Here is a 12,604-nt window from a genome sequence, read left to right as displayed (position 1 = left end):
TGCCGGCCACCAGCGTGACCAGCAACAGACCGGCACCGAGCGTGAGGATGTAGCCGTAGGGCAGGAGTGCCGATACGATGAAGTGACGCCGCCGCACCGCGACTCTGTGCAGGAAGATCACCGACATAGCGTTCTCGAGCACAGTGAATGCAAGCGAGCTGAAGAACAGCATGGTTGCCAGCAACACCCAACCGATGATGTCGCGGTGCATCAAGAACTTACTTAGTTCGTCGACGATGGCCCGCGACTGGCCCGGAATCAGCCACTCCAGGTAGAGCCCAATCGTCGCCAACAAGTCCCCCTGGTCAATGACGTGAGACAGCGCAATGACGCTCAGGATGAGCAGTGGCACGATCGACAGCAGCGCGTAGTAGGCCACCGCGCCCGCTAGAAGCAGCCCCTGGTTTGCGCGGAACGCCTTCAGCGCGCGGAATATGAAACTCCCTGGGTGGGCGAGCACATATCGGGCTTGATGTCCGAGCAAACGCATGGTTCGACCTTAGCGCCATACCGACAGTGTTGACTTTGGGGACATCATGAACATGCAGATCTGAGGCCTCGCCTGCGCGGCTTCGTTTGTGTTGCCCTCTCCGTCTGGGAGACGGGTAGGGTGAGGGCCGCACGGCCTCGCCTGCAGTGCCCTTTCTCGAAAACGGCCAAGGCAAAACACCTCGCAGTTGCGAACGATCAGATCGAATCCAGCGGACTCAGCGCCCCTCGCCCACCCCGGTTCAACACATGCGTGTAGATCTGCGTCGTACGCACATCGCTGTCGCCGAGCAGTTCCCGCGAATCTCGCCGCGCAGCGCGGCCACCTCGGCCGTCAGGGTGGCGATCGTCGATCAGCTGCTGGAGCATCTGGCCGAGATCGTGGTCGTCGTCTCGCTGTTTTCTAGAACCGCCGTTGAGCACGCGAGTCGCCTGCGTCGATGACCGGTGCTGCACACCGTAACCGTCGGCTCTTCTCGGTCAAAAGGTGCCACCGCCCAGCGCCGGCTCGCCGCGCCGAAGTTCGGTGATTCTCGGCTGCGCTGCGGTTCAAAACATACCGTTCACGTTCTTCGAAGAAGACGAGATCACCTGAAGCACGTCCCAATGCTCAACAATCTTTCCATCAGTTTCTAAGCGGAAAATGTCAATGCCGGCGTAGTCGTGGTCTCCCGGCCAGCGCTGATGGCAGTGCAGGATGACGTGATCTCCCTCCGCGAACGCCCGCTTGAACTCCACGCTCTTGCCCGGGTACTCGCGCGCCATGCGCTCAAAGTATTCGACGAAGGCGTCCTTGCCGTCGGCGACGTGCGGGTTGTGCTGGATGTATTGCGCGCCTGCGTAGCGCTCGATGGCCTTCCGCGGCTGGCACTGGTTAAACATTAAGTCATAGAACGCTTTCACGTTCGCCTTGTTGCGTTCGAGCGGACCCATCACTTCTCCCCTTTGTTGACAGCTTTCGATGGCTGCCGTCATTTGCCGAGCAAAGTCGAACGTCGCGGACCAGTCTGGTCCGGACGTTGGACCGGCTTCACTGCTTCCGGCGGATCATGCTTGCCAGCTTGGCCTCGTCTCGATAGGAGAACTGCCGCTCGCCATTGCGCCAAGTGCCAAGCCACAGCATGTTGGCCGAGATCGCGTCGTGCTCCTTGTCGCTGAACGGCCGGTCGTAGGTCGTCACCACCCCGTGGTAGGCGCGAGGTAGATTCTCCAAGGCCTTCTTGAGCGTCGGGCCGGACAAATTGCCCTTGCTTTCGAACAACGCGCGCAGCAAAAGATGGACGGCATCGTAGGACTGTGAGGCGGACATCATCGATCCGATCAAGGGCTCCTTGCTTAGCTTCGGCTTTGCGACACTTCAAAACGCGTCAGCAAGGCCTGCGGCGTCCAAGCGCAGACGGGTCGCGGTGTGGGTTCGGTTCCGGACGGGCCTGGCGTTGCTAGGATGGCGCTCCCCTACCCGCGAGGCACCTGGCCCATGAGCACCTTCGGCCGCTTCATCATCGAGAACATCGACGAAATCGTCGAAGAGTTCATGGAGTTTGCGCGCACGACCAGCCCGGCGGCCGCCCAACTCGAACCTCAGGCACTGCGCGACCACTCCAAAGTTGTCTTGGAGGCGGTGGCCCAGGACATGGACACCGTTCAAAGCGGGGAGTCAAAGCACCAGAAATCGCTGGGAGCCGCTGATGAAGCTGTGTTCTCCCACGTGAAGCGCACTGCACAGCTCCATGCGCAGCACCGCTTCGACCAGGCGTTCTCCCTGCTGGAGATGGTCTCCGAATACCGCGCGCTGAGAGCCGCCGTCATTCGGCGTTGGACCGAAGCGCTGGGGAGCGCCGACGCCACGCAGCTGGGCGAGCTCACCCGCTTCGGCGAAGCCATGGACGAGGGCATGACGGAGGCCATCTCCTGGTATTTCCGGAGACTCGAGGAGTCGCGCAACCTCCTCATCGGTGTGCTCGGCCACGACCTGCGCAGCCCACTCGGGGCGGTGGGCATGTCGGCAGAGTACCTTTTGCGCTCGGACCGGCTTCAAGGCAACGAGCTCCGGGCGGTGGCTCGCATCATGTCGTCGTCGAAGCGAATGGGCGGCTACGTGAACGACCTGCTCGACTTCGCGCAGACGTTGCTGGGCGAGGGTTTGAGCATCTCCCGCGCGCCGGTGGACCTCGCGGCCCTCTGCCAGGACGTGGCTGAGGAAGTGCGGGCGGCGCATCCGAGCGCGACGGTGCTTGTGGAGGCGCTCGGCCACCCAAGCGGACAGTGGGACGACGCGCGCCTGTCCCAGCTGGTTAGCAACCTCGTCACCAACGCCATCCTCCACGGCGATTCGCTGAAGCCGGTGACGGTGATGCTGACGGAGGCCGACGGTGCGGCCAGTCTCACCGTGCACAACGAGGGCGCCCCGATTCCCGAGGGGGAACTGCCGCGGCTGTTCCAGCCGCTGATGCAGGCGCGCACCGGGCCCGAACAGAATGGCGGCTCGTCCGGCCTTGGCCTGGGGCTGTATATCGCCCGCGTGATTGCCGTGGCGCACTGGGGAACGATTTCGGTGGAGTCCACGGCCGAAGCGGGAACGTCCTTCACGGTGCGGTTGCCGCTCTCTTAGCGCAGCGCCGGTGGCGACTGTCGAAACGAGTCAGTTCGTGTCCGGCGCCGGAGCCTCGCGCGCCCCCTTGCCCTCGGTGCGTCGCGCGTGATGGGCATCCTCCGACAGCGAAAAGAACTTGGCCAAGTTGCGGTCTGGAACGACGCGATCGTTCACGATGTCCACGTCATGTCGCGACCTCGGCAGCCTCGAGCGTAGATCCAAGCCGTGCTCGGGTGTCGCGTAACGCCGCTTCGGCATTCTTGCGCCCAGTCACGTCGACGCACGTGCCAAGCAGATGCCTCTGTCCGCCGTCACCCAATTGCAGCAGCAGCCCACGAAGCTCGACCCATCGAAGGCCCGCGTCCTTGCGGCGGATTTGCCCTTCGAAGTAGAAGGCACCCCTGTCTGGAGCGTGGCCTCGGTCGCCCGCTTGAGCGCCTCGGCGTCTTCCGGCCCGAGAAGCGGGGTTCGACTTCCATCTCACCAAACCGGTCGATTTTCACGCCGTGGACGCGGTGCTTTCTCGTCTTTGATGGGAGCGACAGGACCCACAGGCCTTTGTTCACTTCAAAGGTGACGCCGCCCTTCAAGGCACGGGCGGCTGCATGTGCAGCCGCTCGGCATGCCGATCGATCATCGCGATCATGAGGTCTGTATCGACCGGTTTGGTCAGGTGCAGCTCAAAACCTGCCGCCTCGGCACGAGCACGATCCTCCGCTTGGCCGTAGCCGGTGAGCGCGACCAGGACCGGCGGCGAGTCGCACCATTCTTTGCGCAAACGCGCCGCCACAGCCAAGCCGTCCATACCCGGCAGGCCGATGTCGCACAGCACCAGTTGCGGGCGCTCAGCGAGCACCAGCGCAAGGCCGGAAACGCCGTCGAAGGCCGACACGACCTCGTGGCCGACGATGCGCAGCAAGGTGCTCAGACTGTCGTTGGAGTCCCGGTTGTCTTCGATCACGGCAATGCGCAGGCTGCGCCGGGGCACGGCCTCTACGCGCGGTACGGCGACCGCCGGTTCCGGTCCCTTGAGCAGCGGCAGCGTGACCACAAACTCGCTGCCGCAGTTCAGGCCATCGCTCGTCACCGTGACCGTGCCGCCGTGCAGTTCCACCAGTCGGCGGACCACCGTCAGGCCGATGCCAAGGCCGCCTTGGGCATGCGCCAACGAACGGTCCTCCTGCGAGAACAGCCCGAAGACGCGCTCGAGCGCCTCCGGCGCAAGGCCGCTACCGTTGTCCTTCACACGCGCGATGAGTGCTGTCTCGCTCGGCTCCACGCTCAGGCGAATGGTGCCGCCATCGCGGGTGTACTTGGCGGCGTTGTTCAACAGGTTGCTGAACACCTGCGTCAGGCGCGCCGGGTCGCCGTCGACGAAAACCGGCTGCGCCGGAAGCGCGGCGGTGAGCTGCTGACTCCGCGATTCGGCCAGCGGTCGGCAACTTTCGATGGCCCGCTCGAGGAACTCGTGCACGGCGACGGGGCGCTTCTTCAGCACGATCTTGCCGCTGCGCACGCGCGCCACGTCGAGCAGGTCGTCCAGCAGGAGCGACATCTGTTCGACCTGTTGCTCGATCAGATTGCGAATCCACGGGAGCCGCGGTTCACCGCCCTCGATCCGGGCCAGGATGGCCGCAGCGTTGCGGATCGGAGCCAAGGGGTTGCGCAGCTCATGGGAGAGCATGGCCAGGAAGTCATCCTTGCGCGCATTCGCCTCCTCGGCGGCTTCCGCCAGCTGCTGCGCGTTCATCGAAGCGATGACCAGTCGTTCGTTGGCATCGCGGACCTGCCGAGCGCGCTCCTCGGATTGGCTGGGCTGAGTCATCGCGGCGTCGGACTTGGCGTCAAACTCCGCCTCGCGTCGGGCGAACGCTACTTCGCGCCGCGCCAGATCCTCCTCGCCCGCGCGCAGCCTCTCTTCTCGCATTCGCAGGTCTTCTCCGCCGGCATCGGCGGGTGCTTTACTGGGAGGAGGATTGCTCATGACCCGTCGTGTCGCTCGACCCACTGCACCCGCTTCGGCTGCCCCGACAGCAGACCCTCGTACTCAGGTAGCGCATCGCCGATGCGGATGCCGTCGGCGTCGATGTCAAAGCGGCGCAGCTCCTTGCAGTGCACGCTGGCACGCAGCTTCACGACGGCCAGCAATCGCTCAAGCCGGCTCTCCACTTCGACATAGCGTTGCACGATGATCGCGTCGGTGAGAAAGGCGGCGCCGTAGGGGGAGAAACGCAGGTCGGTGTAGCGGTCTTCCAGCTCGGTTGTCATCAATACCGTGACGCCCATGCCGGTGAGCACTGCAACCATGCGGTAGAGCGACTCACGGAAATCCTCGCGGAAGGTCGGGGCCAGCGCCAGCTCGAAGCCCGAGAGCGAATCGATCACGACCCGTTTGGCTCCCAAACGCTCGATCTGCACTGTCAGTTCATGCAGGGTCTCGTCGATCGAGAGGTCGAGCGCGCGGGTGTCGATGATGGCAAGCTGTCCGGCTTCGACCAGTTCGTCGAGCTTGCGGGTGTGCGACTGGCGCGGCCGCTTCTCGAAAGACGCGATGACGCCGTTTTCGCCGACACGCGCGCCTTCGGTCAGGAAATTGGTCGAGAGGATCGTCTTGCCGGAGCCTGCCGGCCCGGCGATGAGCAGCGAATAGCCCGAGGGCAAACCGCCGCCCAGCATCTCGTCGAGAAGCGGCACGCCCATGGACAGCCGCTTGTCGCCCGCCGGCGTGTCCGTCGGTTCGCTGCCGAGGATGGCGCGCGGGAAGACCCGCACGCCGTCCTCGCTGATGCGAAAAGTGTGCAGCCCGGGAATTTGCGCTTGGCCTCGCATCTTCATGACCTGCAGCTTGCGCACCATGGAGTTGCGGTGCACGCTTTGCGACAGCCACAACAGGCCGTCGGCCACCGTGAACACCGGGTTCGCGTCGCTCTCGGCCAGCGAGTACTCGCCGACCAGAAAGGTGGTGGCCTCCCAGCCGGTCATGCGCATGCCCAGCTTTTGCACCAGTTGCTGCAGGCTGGAGGTCTGCTTGGCGTTGTCCTTGGCAACTTCGTTGACCGAACGGAACGAATCGACGAACACCAAGCCCGGCGAAAAAGCCTCGACCTCGCTGACGATACGCGCCAGCACGGCCTCGAACTTACCGCTCATCGCCTCTTCGGCCAAGTTGACGAAGCGGACCTGCGAGTTGATGCGCTCGATGTCGAAGAAGGCGAACTGCTGCTGGTAGCGCAGCATCTTGAGCGGTGGCTCGCCGAGCACGGTGAAGTAAAGCGCCGGGCGCTCTGGGCTGGCCAGGCCGAACATGAGCTGGTGCGCCAGCGTCGTCTTGCCGCAGCCCGGCGAGCCCGCAATCAGATTGAACGAAAACTCGGGAATGCCACCGCCGAGCAGGTCGTCGAGGCCCGGCACACCGGTCGGCAGGCGACGGATCTTCACTTTATCAGTCATGGCTTGGTCTCCTGTATTGGCGTACTGGATCGTTCTTCCGTCCAGACAGTGTTTAAAAGCCGAGCTGTAAGCCCCTCGCCGATCAGGCCGCTGAGCAATGTAGTGAAGGTGCCAAGGAGCGCGAGGCTGGCTTCCAGGGCATCGGCCGCCTCATGGCGTTCCAGGCTCAGCTGGACGGCAACGAAGGAGGCCGCCGTGGAAAGCGACGGCCCCGATGCATCAGTTTCGCGGTGGGCAATTCGCTGCAGGTTTAAGCAGCGCCTGTAAAGCGCGTGCATGCCGTCTTGCCCGATGACCGGCACGAGTTCCAGGGCCATGCGTTGCCATATCGCGACCGAGGCCTCCGCGACCGTCCAGGCATCCGCGCGTGATCCGCTTTTACGCAGGAGGGCGCCGCGTATCAATTCCTGCGAATGATGGGGATCTATCGGCACAACAAGCAACTCCGATCATTGACGAGAGCAGATCTTCAAATCTTCGACCGCAGGCTTCCGCCGCCCCGGTCTGGGAACTCTCCATTGCAGCAAACGAAGTGCCACGCTCCTAGAGCTCGGAAAGTGGCGCTACCTCAGATTCGTCCGCAGCTTGCTTCGCGACCTGTAATGCGCTTTTGCCGAACGGCAACCGCTGTCCGGGACCGAAATTCGACTACAAGCTCGCCTGGGTGGACCGATGCGCTCCGCAAGACGTATCCGCGAGATCCGGTCTTCACCTTCCGGGACTACCAACGCAACCGTTGGCAACGCAATGCCGGGCTTCGCATCGACCGACTGCTGTTGAGCGCGGCCATGAGCCCGCGACTGGTAGCAGCGGGCGTCGATCGGGAAGTGCGGGAACTTCCCGATCCGAGCGACCATGCTCCCGCATGGATCGAGCTTCGATAAAGCAGATTGCCCGGAACCACCGATATGTGCCGTGCTGGTCGTAACTTCCGCGTTTGCCGGCCCGCCATGAGCGCCTCGCCCTCGACCTCTCCGGACGTGCCGGCTTTTCCGTGCCGACCGCGCCCGAAACGCGGTGCGCGGTTCAATGCGCCGTGCGGCGAGGATGTTCGAAAAAGAACCGCAGCATCTCGGCGCTGGCGTCCGGGCCGCGCCCGTACGTGTAGGAGCCCCTGGCGCTCCCGCCAGACCAGGCGTGCGGCGCGCCATGCACTACCCAGTGCTCCGCGACCACGCGACCGTCTGCCGTGCGGTGGATGCGTCGAGTGCCGGACCGGCCTTCGACCTGCTCGACTTCAACTCTGGCTGCCGCATCCGCGCTGGCTGCGATGACCTGCTCGCCGTTGCTCGGGTGCACGGTGGTGTCGGCATCGCCATGAAAGACGATCGTCGGGACACCTGAGGCAGCGCCGCGGGCCTTCGCGCCGGCACCCTTCATTGCCGCCAGGGCCGACGGAAGGTCCGAAGCTGCACCGGCCGCAAGGCCGGAATGCACACCCACGGCGGCGAAGAGCTCCGGATAGGTCTCCCCGAGGATGGCCGCCATGGCGCCACCGGCTGACAACCCGGCCACGAAGACGCGCTGCGGATCGATCAGCTGATTCGACATCACTTCGCGCGTCATGCCAGCCAACAGTGCCGGTTCGCCGCGCCCGCGCTGCTGATGGCTGTGCTTGAACCAGTTCCAGCAGCGCTGAGGATTGACCTTCTGGGACTGCGCCGGGTACAGCACGAAAAAGCCTTGGGCAAGTACTGCCTCGTTCATCCCTGTGCCTGCGGCAAAGTCGTCCGGATTCTGCGTGCACCCGTGCAGCATCACGACCAAAGGCAGAGCGCGTTCGCCTGCTCCCGGCGGTATGTAGAGCTTGTAGTCGCGAGTGCCTGCCGCCTCGGTGAACCTGCCGCTTTCGAAGCGGCCGCCGACAGGAAGTTCGGCGCTCGGCGCCCGCGTGTGCGCCTCCCCTGGCGGGGCGCTTCGGGGGCTGACGGGTTCCATATCGATGACCCAACCCTTATCGCCCTGGGTCGCAGCATTGCCGTCGCCGGGCGGAGTGAAGCCGAACGTGCTGCTGCCTGCAAGGGCAGCCTGGATAGCGGCCGTGGCCGCTTGCAGATCGCCCGAGCGGGTCAACCGGGCGGCCTCATTCATCATGCTTTGGAGTGTCGTGTTCATTTGGGTGGGTTCGGTAGTTGCTGAGGATCAGGAGATGCGCTGAGCGAGGGCGGCCTTGACGGCTGTGCTGGCATGGAGCGCGCCCAGTACCGTCAGCGATTCGATGGTGGCCAGCGCGAGCGCCGGAGTGACGTCAGAAGCAATCGAAGCAAGTCCGAGAACCTTGATCTGCAAGGTTTGGCCTGCGGCCTCCACGGCCCGCAAATCGGCCGCCGTGTAGTGATGAATCCCGAGTACGAGCGCCTTGCGCGAGACAACCTGACGCACGGCCTCGCCATGTGCCACGAGCTGATTGCGGATCGCCGTGCGGATCAAGTCGCTGCGGTTGGCATAGAAACCTTCTTGTACGAGCAGGTCGACCTGGCCAAGATCGACGTGACCCAGGTTGATGGTGATCTTCTCGTCCACCGCTTTCGCGGTCCGGTTCAAGGTGGCGCTTCGGGCTGGCATGGCACCATCCTAGCACCATCCAAGTAGATGGCTTGCAGCGTTGATGATTTCGCCTGGACTTGACCGTGGGATGCTGCAAGCCTCGGCGTTGGCCCACTGATCACGCCGTGCTCACGGTTGGTCACGAGGGCACCCGGATGCCGTCGCGTCAGCCACATCAGCTCTACGTTCCGCTGCGCTTCGCGCTCGAAGCGTCGGCTCGACTACAGCTGGTTGAGGTAGCCGCAGATTAAAGGCGTGGCCGTCCGCAACAGGTCGGGAGCTTCAGTTCGCCGCCTTCGAGAGCATCGCCCTGGCGACTGTTGCCGCCGAAGCTTCCTCGCGATCAGGTTGCGCACTTCCCCTTTCCGCTGCCACTTACCGTCGACCGCCAGCAGCCGCTGGCCCCAGCAGCACCTGCCGCTACTCGTCGCGCAAGCTTTTCCACACGATCACCTGCACCGCGCCGGTCTCGTCTTCCAACGACACGACGATCGTCCCGTTGGCCGTGTCCGGCTGCTGTCGAAGCGTGACGATGCCGCAGGCCGTCACCAAGCGCCCATCGGGCAAGTCCTTGAGCTCCTCGTAGCTCATCACGCCCACGCTTGGCCAGCATGGGCCTGAGCGGGCGAGAGGATGCCGCCTCAGCGTCAGTCCGAGCGACGCGTAGTCCCAGACGATCTCCTCCCTCGGCATCGAGCCGGCCATGCCGCTTTCGGTCGGCGGCGCCGCGTCGACTCGGCGACGCCGCACTGGTGCCTCGCGTACCGAAAGCCCCCCGCTACCGAGTCGAACAACCCGACCTGCTGTGAGCTGACGGATCTGACGCCCGCAGGCGAGGGATGCGGCTTCCCTCCGTTGCCCGCTGCATCCGAAAACAGCCGTAGGGAGCCGTCGTGCCGCTGCTCGTCCCGGGGCAAACGCCACAGTGAAGCTCCGGGCGCCGACGGCTGCGCCGATGCGCTTCAGGACGCGGGCGGTTTCCTTCGCAGCCGGCTGAACATGCGGCGTTCCGAAAGTCGCTCGAACGAGACAAGGCTGCCGAGCAAGCCGCCCACGGACGACAGGTGATTCACCGTGCGCAAGGCCTCGAGTGCCAGTTCCTGCACAACCTGCCGCTCACTGACCTCGTCGCCTTCGCGCACACGGGACAGGGCATGCAGCACGTACAACCCGAGAAGAGCCGACAAGGCGAACAGGAACTCCATGTGGGAAAAACGCAGCAGCGACACCTCGTCCTCGCGCATCGGCGAGACCCAGCGCACGACGACCGACAACTGACTGAGTTCGAACCATTGGGCGATGGCTCCGCCGGCCAGGGGCGCCAAGCCGCCGGCGAAGGCGCAAATCAGCCCGATGGCGGCCAGATAGGCCGTGCCCTGCCCCTGTGGCGCCAATTTCAGCCCGAGGTTGCCGGTGGCCAGCGCGATGCCTCCGCTGGCCGCTCCCATCACGACATGCAGCAGATAGAGCAGCGCAAGCTGTAGCCCATAGGGCTCTCCGACGCGGGTAAAAACCAGACCGGCCATGCACGCGAAGTAGGCCGGCAAGGCGACGACGAGAACCGCCTTGTTCGAGAGCCGGTCGGACACCCGACCCCACACCAGCAACGTCAAGGCATTGGCGAGCTGGCTGGTGACCCACAGCGTGGTCACCACGGTCAATGAATAGCCGAGCTGTTGGAGCAGGTAGACCGTGAGAAAGGGCGCCGCCAGGTTGCTTGCGAGGTTCCAGGCGCCGAGCAGGACCAGCAGGCTGCGGAAGTTGGCGTCTTGAAGCGGCACCCTGAGCCGCTGCACAAGCGATGCCGGCGGCCCCGCGTCGTGCATCTGCGGCTCGGGCGAGCGCGCCAGGTAAAACGAACTGGCGAAGCCGGCGATGCCGGCTGCCGCAAACGCGATGGCGTAGGCGTGCAGCGGGTTGCCGAACGGCAGGTGATCCACGAGCAGACCGGCGGCCAGCGTGCCCACGCAGGCCAGCGCGGTGGCCAAGAGCAGCCGTCGCGCGAAGAAGACGCCGAGCACGTCCGGCGGCAGCAACTGGTGGAACCAGGAATTGATGGCGCAGGAGGCGATCGAGCCCAGCGCCGAGATCAGCAGGTGCGCGGTGATGAGCAGCGCCAGCTGGCGACCGTCTCCCACCGGCATGAAAGGCAGCAGCGCCAGCAGCAGGATCAGGGCGCGCGCGATCGTGAGTCCGATGACGCCGATCCTCTTGCGCTGGCGCACTCGCTCGACCAACGCGAGGGCAGGCAGCTGGAACACCTGGGTGAGGAACGGGATCGCGGCGAGCAGCCCCACGACGAGCGGGCCTGCACCGAGCGCCAAAGCGAAGGCGAGCAGAACCACGCCGCCCGAGAGCGCGCCCGTCAGGCTCGCCCAGGCCGCATCGGCGACGAGCATGCTTTTTGCGACCGCAAGCTCTTGAGCGGAGACGGATGCGACAGGACGAAGGTGCATGGGGGAAGGCTGCGCGCACAAGACGCATGGGCTGCCCTAAGCAGCCGTTGTGCCCGCGGACACTGGCACCAAGTAGCTCCGAGGCCTGGCAAGCCTCATGGCGGATGGGCATTGCGGGCCGGCGAACATCGCGCGCGACGTGGCGCTGCTGATGCCGGAGGCGCGCGTGTTCGCGCTGCCCGAGACGGGGCCACGCAGCCCGATGTCGTGGCACTACAGGAGATTGAGACTACCGACGACAAGTTTCCACGGTCGGAGCTCGAAGACGCGGGTTACGGGTGCCTCGTGGTCGGTCAAAGCGCCTATACAGGCGTGGCGCTTCCGGCCGGCGACTCGGGCATGCGGGTCTACCGCATCGTCGCCTCGGCATGACCAGAGCGCCTGTCGCTTTCAGGGACTGGAGACCGCGTCACGGCTTGCGTCCGCGCTCGGATGGGGCGCCGGAAGAATCGTTTGGGTGGCGAGGGGTACCTGATCATCGCCCGTCGGGGATCGGTTCCGATCGATCGCCTGCGAGCAGGAGTTGCGGCAGTTGCTCGAACGTCCAGGCGTCGTTTTTGGTTTGGAAGAGCCACACAAGATCGAAGCGGTCGATGCTCCATTGGCTCGGCGCACAGGTCGGCCCGACGAGCGACCGCGCGATCGATGGAATCGAGCCGTGCCTCCAGCAGATCAGCACGGGTCCGGGTGATGCTCGAGCCCCAGCGATCATTTCCGGGACGCCTGATTCGGAGGAGAACTCGTCATGAACCGTCAATCCGAGTGCCGCTGCGAGCGGCCCGACGGTGCTCAGCGGCCGAGTGCTCTTGCCCTTGGCAGATGCGGCAAAGATGGCCTGCGGCCGTTGCAGCCCGGAAAGAACCGGCTGACCGCTGACCGGCGCGAAGAATCGAACCAACGCGCCGGCTCGCTGCCAGCCTCTGACCGAAAGCTCCTGCGGGTCTGCAGCGCCGTCCGCGCGCACACCGCCAATGCCCGACGCCCGATCCGGCTTCTCGGCGTGCCGGATCACCATGATGGTTCGGGCTGCCATGCAGAGGTCTCCTTGTGCGTCCTGTGGTTCGTCGGC

The 12,604-nt window shown here is 64.8% G+C and carries 15 protein-coding genes and 2 pseudogenes; 3 read left to right on the top strand and 14 right to left on the bottom strand.

The window, feature by feature from the left end; genetic code table 11:
- The coding region (locus tag H0W40_RS10170; protein WP_292445827.1) for a YhjD/YihY/BrkB family envelope integrity protein at positions 1-490 on the bottom strand (490 nt) is incomplete at its 3' end.
- 197 nt (positions 491-687) lie between these two features.
- A pseudogene (locus tag H0W40_RS10165) lies at positions 688-786 on the bottom strand (integrase); the annotation flags it as partial.
- On the opposite strand from H0W40_RS10165, the gene H0W40_RS10160 reads away from it, so the two are divergent.
- Positions 739-933 carry a hypothetical protein gene (locus H0W40_RS10160; protein WP_292445828.1) on the top strand — a complete coding sequence of 65 codons (195 nt, stop codon included), beginning with the start codon at positions 739-741 and terminating at the stop codon, positions 931-933. The pseudogene H0W40_RS10165 and the gene H0W40_RS10160 sit on opposite strands and share 48 nt — an antisense overlap.
- 105 nt (positions 934-1,038) lie before the next feature.
- Here the strand turns inward: H0W40_RS10160 and H0W40_RS10155 are convergent, their stop codons facing one another.
- Together H0W40_RS10155 and H0W40_RS10150 are read right to left on the bottom strand one after the other, a co-directional pair.
- Complete coding sequence (locus tag H0W40_RS10155) at positions 1,039-1,464, bottom strand: nuclear transport factor 2 family protein (protein ID WP_292445825.1); 426 nt, start codon at positions 1,462-1,464, stop codon at positions 1,039-1,041.
- Positions 1,465-1,519: 55 nt separating this feature from the next.
- Positions 1,520-1,813 carry a hypothetical protein gene (locus H0W40_RS10150; protein ID WP_292445823.1) on the bottom strand — a complete coding sequence of 98 codons (294 nt, stop codon included), beginning with the start codon at positions 1,811-1,813 and terminating at the stop codon, positions 1,520-1,522.
- Positions 1,814-1,966: 153 nt separating this feature from the next.
- Here H0W40_RS10150 and H0W40_RS10145 point away from each other — a divergent pair, with 153 nt between their 5' ends.
- Complete coding sequence (locus H0W40_RS10145; RefSeq protein ID WP_292445822.1) at positions 1,967-3,100, top strand: HAMP domain-containing sensor histidine kinase; 1,134 nt, start codon at positions 1,967-1,969, stop codon at positions 3,098-3,100.
- Positions 3,101-3,130: 30 nt separating this feature from the next.
- Here H0W40_RS10145 and H0W40_RS10140 read toward each other — a convergent pair whose 3' ends face one another.
- From H0W40_RS10140 to H0W40_RS10125, 5 genes are all read right to left on the bottom strand, one after another.
- Positions 3,131-3,265 carry a hypothetical protein gene (locus tag H0W40_RS10140; RefSeq protein ID WP_292445820.1) on the bottom strand — a complete coding sequence of 45 codons (135 nt, stop codon included), beginning with the start codon at positions 3,263-3,265 and terminating at the stop codon, positions 3,131-3,133.
- 1 nt (position 3,266) lies between these two features.
- The gene (locus H0W40_RS20030; protein WP_367153789.1) at positions 3,267-3,566 is read right to left on the bottom strand and encodes a PAS domain S-box protein; all 300 of its coding nucleotides are present in this window, start codon (positions 3,564-3,566) and stop codon (positions 3,267-3,269) included.
- 102 nt (positions 3,567-3,668) lie between these two features.
- Complete coding sequence (locus tag H0W40_RS10135) at positions 3,669-5,009, bottom strand: hybrid sensor histidine kinase/response regulator (RefSeq protein ID WP_292445818.1); 1,341 nt, start codon at positions 5,007-5,009, stop codon at positions 3,669-3,671.
- Positions 5,010-5,062: 53 nt separating this feature from the next.
- A complete protein-coding gene (locus H0W40_RS10130; RefSeq protein WP_292445816.1) occupies positions 5,063-6,532 on the bottom strand; it encodes an ATPase domain-containing protein in 1,470 nt (489 codons plus the stop codon).
- A complete protein-coding gene (locus H0W40_RS10125) occupies positions 6,529-6,975 on the bottom strand; it encodes a hypothetical protein (protein ID WP_292445814.1) in 447 nt (148 codons plus the stop codon). The genes H0W40_RS10130 and H0W40_RS10125 overlap by 4 nt, the downstream gene beginning before the upstream one ends.
- A 167-nt stretch (positions 6,976-7,142) precedes the next feature.
- On the opposite strand from H0W40_RS10125, the pseudogene H0W40_RS10120 reads away from it, so the two are divergent.
- Positions 7,143-7,416: pseudogene (locus H0W40_RS10120) on the top strand (hypothetical protein); the annotation flags it as partial.
- A 142-nt stretch (positions 7,417-7,558) separates the two neighbouring features.
- On the opposite strand, the gene H0W40_RS10115 reads toward H0W40_RS10120, so the two are convergent.
- The 5 genes from H0W40_RS10115 to H0W40_RS10095 all read right to left on the bottom strand — a co-directional run bounded on the left by H0W40_RS10115 (position 7,559) and on the right by H0W40_RS10095 (position 12,568).
- Complete coding sequence (locus H0W40_RS10115; protein ID WP_292445812.1) at positions 7,559-8,647, bottom strand: PHB depolymerase family esterase; 1,089 nt, start codon at positions 8,645-8,647, stop codon at positions 7,559-7,561.
- Between the two features lie 27 nt (positions 8,648-8,674).
- Positions 8,675-9,097: a CopG family transcriptional regulator gene (locus H0W40_RS10110; protein WP_292445810.1), complete on the bottom strand. Its 423-nt coding sequence runs from the start codon at positions 9,095-9,097 to the stop codon at positions 8,675-8,677.
- Between the two features lie 402 nt (positions 9,098-9,499).
- Positions 9,500-9,829: a hypothetical protein gene (locus H0W40_RS10105; protein WP_367153788.1), complete on the bottom strand. Its 330-nt coding sequence runs from the start codon at positions 9,827-9,829 to the stop codon at positions 9,500-9,502.
- 212 nt (positions 9,830-10,041) lie between these two features.
- The gene (locus H0W40_RS10100; RefSeq protein WP_292445808.1) at positions 10,042-11,478 is read right to left on the bottom strand and encodes an MFS transporter; all 1,437 of its coding nucleotides are present in this window, start codon (positions 11,476-11,478) and stop codon (positions 10,042-10,044) included.
- Positions 11,479-12,010: 532 nt separating this feature from the next.
- Positions 12,011-12,568, bottom strand: a complete 558-nt coding sequence (locus H0W40_RS10095) for a phosphoglycerate mutase family protein (protein WP_292445807.1) — start codon at positions 12,566-12,568, stop codon at positions 12,011-12,013.
- Positions 12,569-12,604: the final 36 nt, after the last annotated feature.

It is taken from the genome of Methylibium sp., assembly GCF_013817345.1.
Taxonomy (GTDB): domain Bacteria; phylum Pseudomonadota; class Gammaproteobacteria; order Burkholderiales; family Burkholderiaceae_C; genus Methylibium.
The sequence above is the reverse complement of the archived record's forward strand: the minus strand, read 5'-3'. Positions and strand labels throughout refer to the sequence as shown.

Coding starts and splice junctions, on each gene's coding strand:
- H0W40_RS10160 (WP_292445828.1), top strand. CDS start 739: ATGCGTGTAGATCTGCGTCGTACGCACATCGCTGTCGCCGAGCAGTTC.
- H0W40_RS10155 (WP_292445825.1), bottom strand. CDS start 1,464: ATGACGGCAGCCATCGAAAGCTGTCAACAAAGGGGAGAAGTGATGGGT.
- H0W40_RS10145 (WP_292445822.1), top strand. CDS start 1,967: ATGAGCACCTTCGGCCGCTTCATCATCGAGAACATCGACGAAATCGTC.
- H0W40_RS10135 (WP_292445818.1), bottom strand. CDS start 5,009: ATGCGAGAAGAGAGGCTGCGCGCGGGCGAGGAGGATCTGGCGCGGCGC.
- H0W40_RS10130 (WP_292445816.1), bottom strand. CDS start 6,532: ATGACTGATAAAGTGAAGATCCGTCGCCTGCCGACCGGTGTGCCGGGC.
- H0W40_RS10115 (WP_292445812.1), bottom strand. CDS start 8,647: ATGAACACGACACTCCAAAGCATGATGAATGAGGCCGCCCGGTTGACC.
- H0W40_RS10110 (WP_292445810.1), bottom strand. CDS start 9,097: ATGCCAGCCCGAAGCGCCACCTTGAACCGGACCGCGAAAGCGGTGGAC.
- H0W40_RS10100 (WP_292445808.1), bottom strand. CDS start 11,478: ATGCTCGTCGCCGATGCGGCCTGGGCGAGCCTGACGGGCGCGCTCTCG.
- H0W40_RS10095 (WP_292445807.1), bottom strand. CDS start 12,568: ATGGCAGCCCGAACCATCATGGTGATCCGGCACGCCGAGAAGCCGGAT.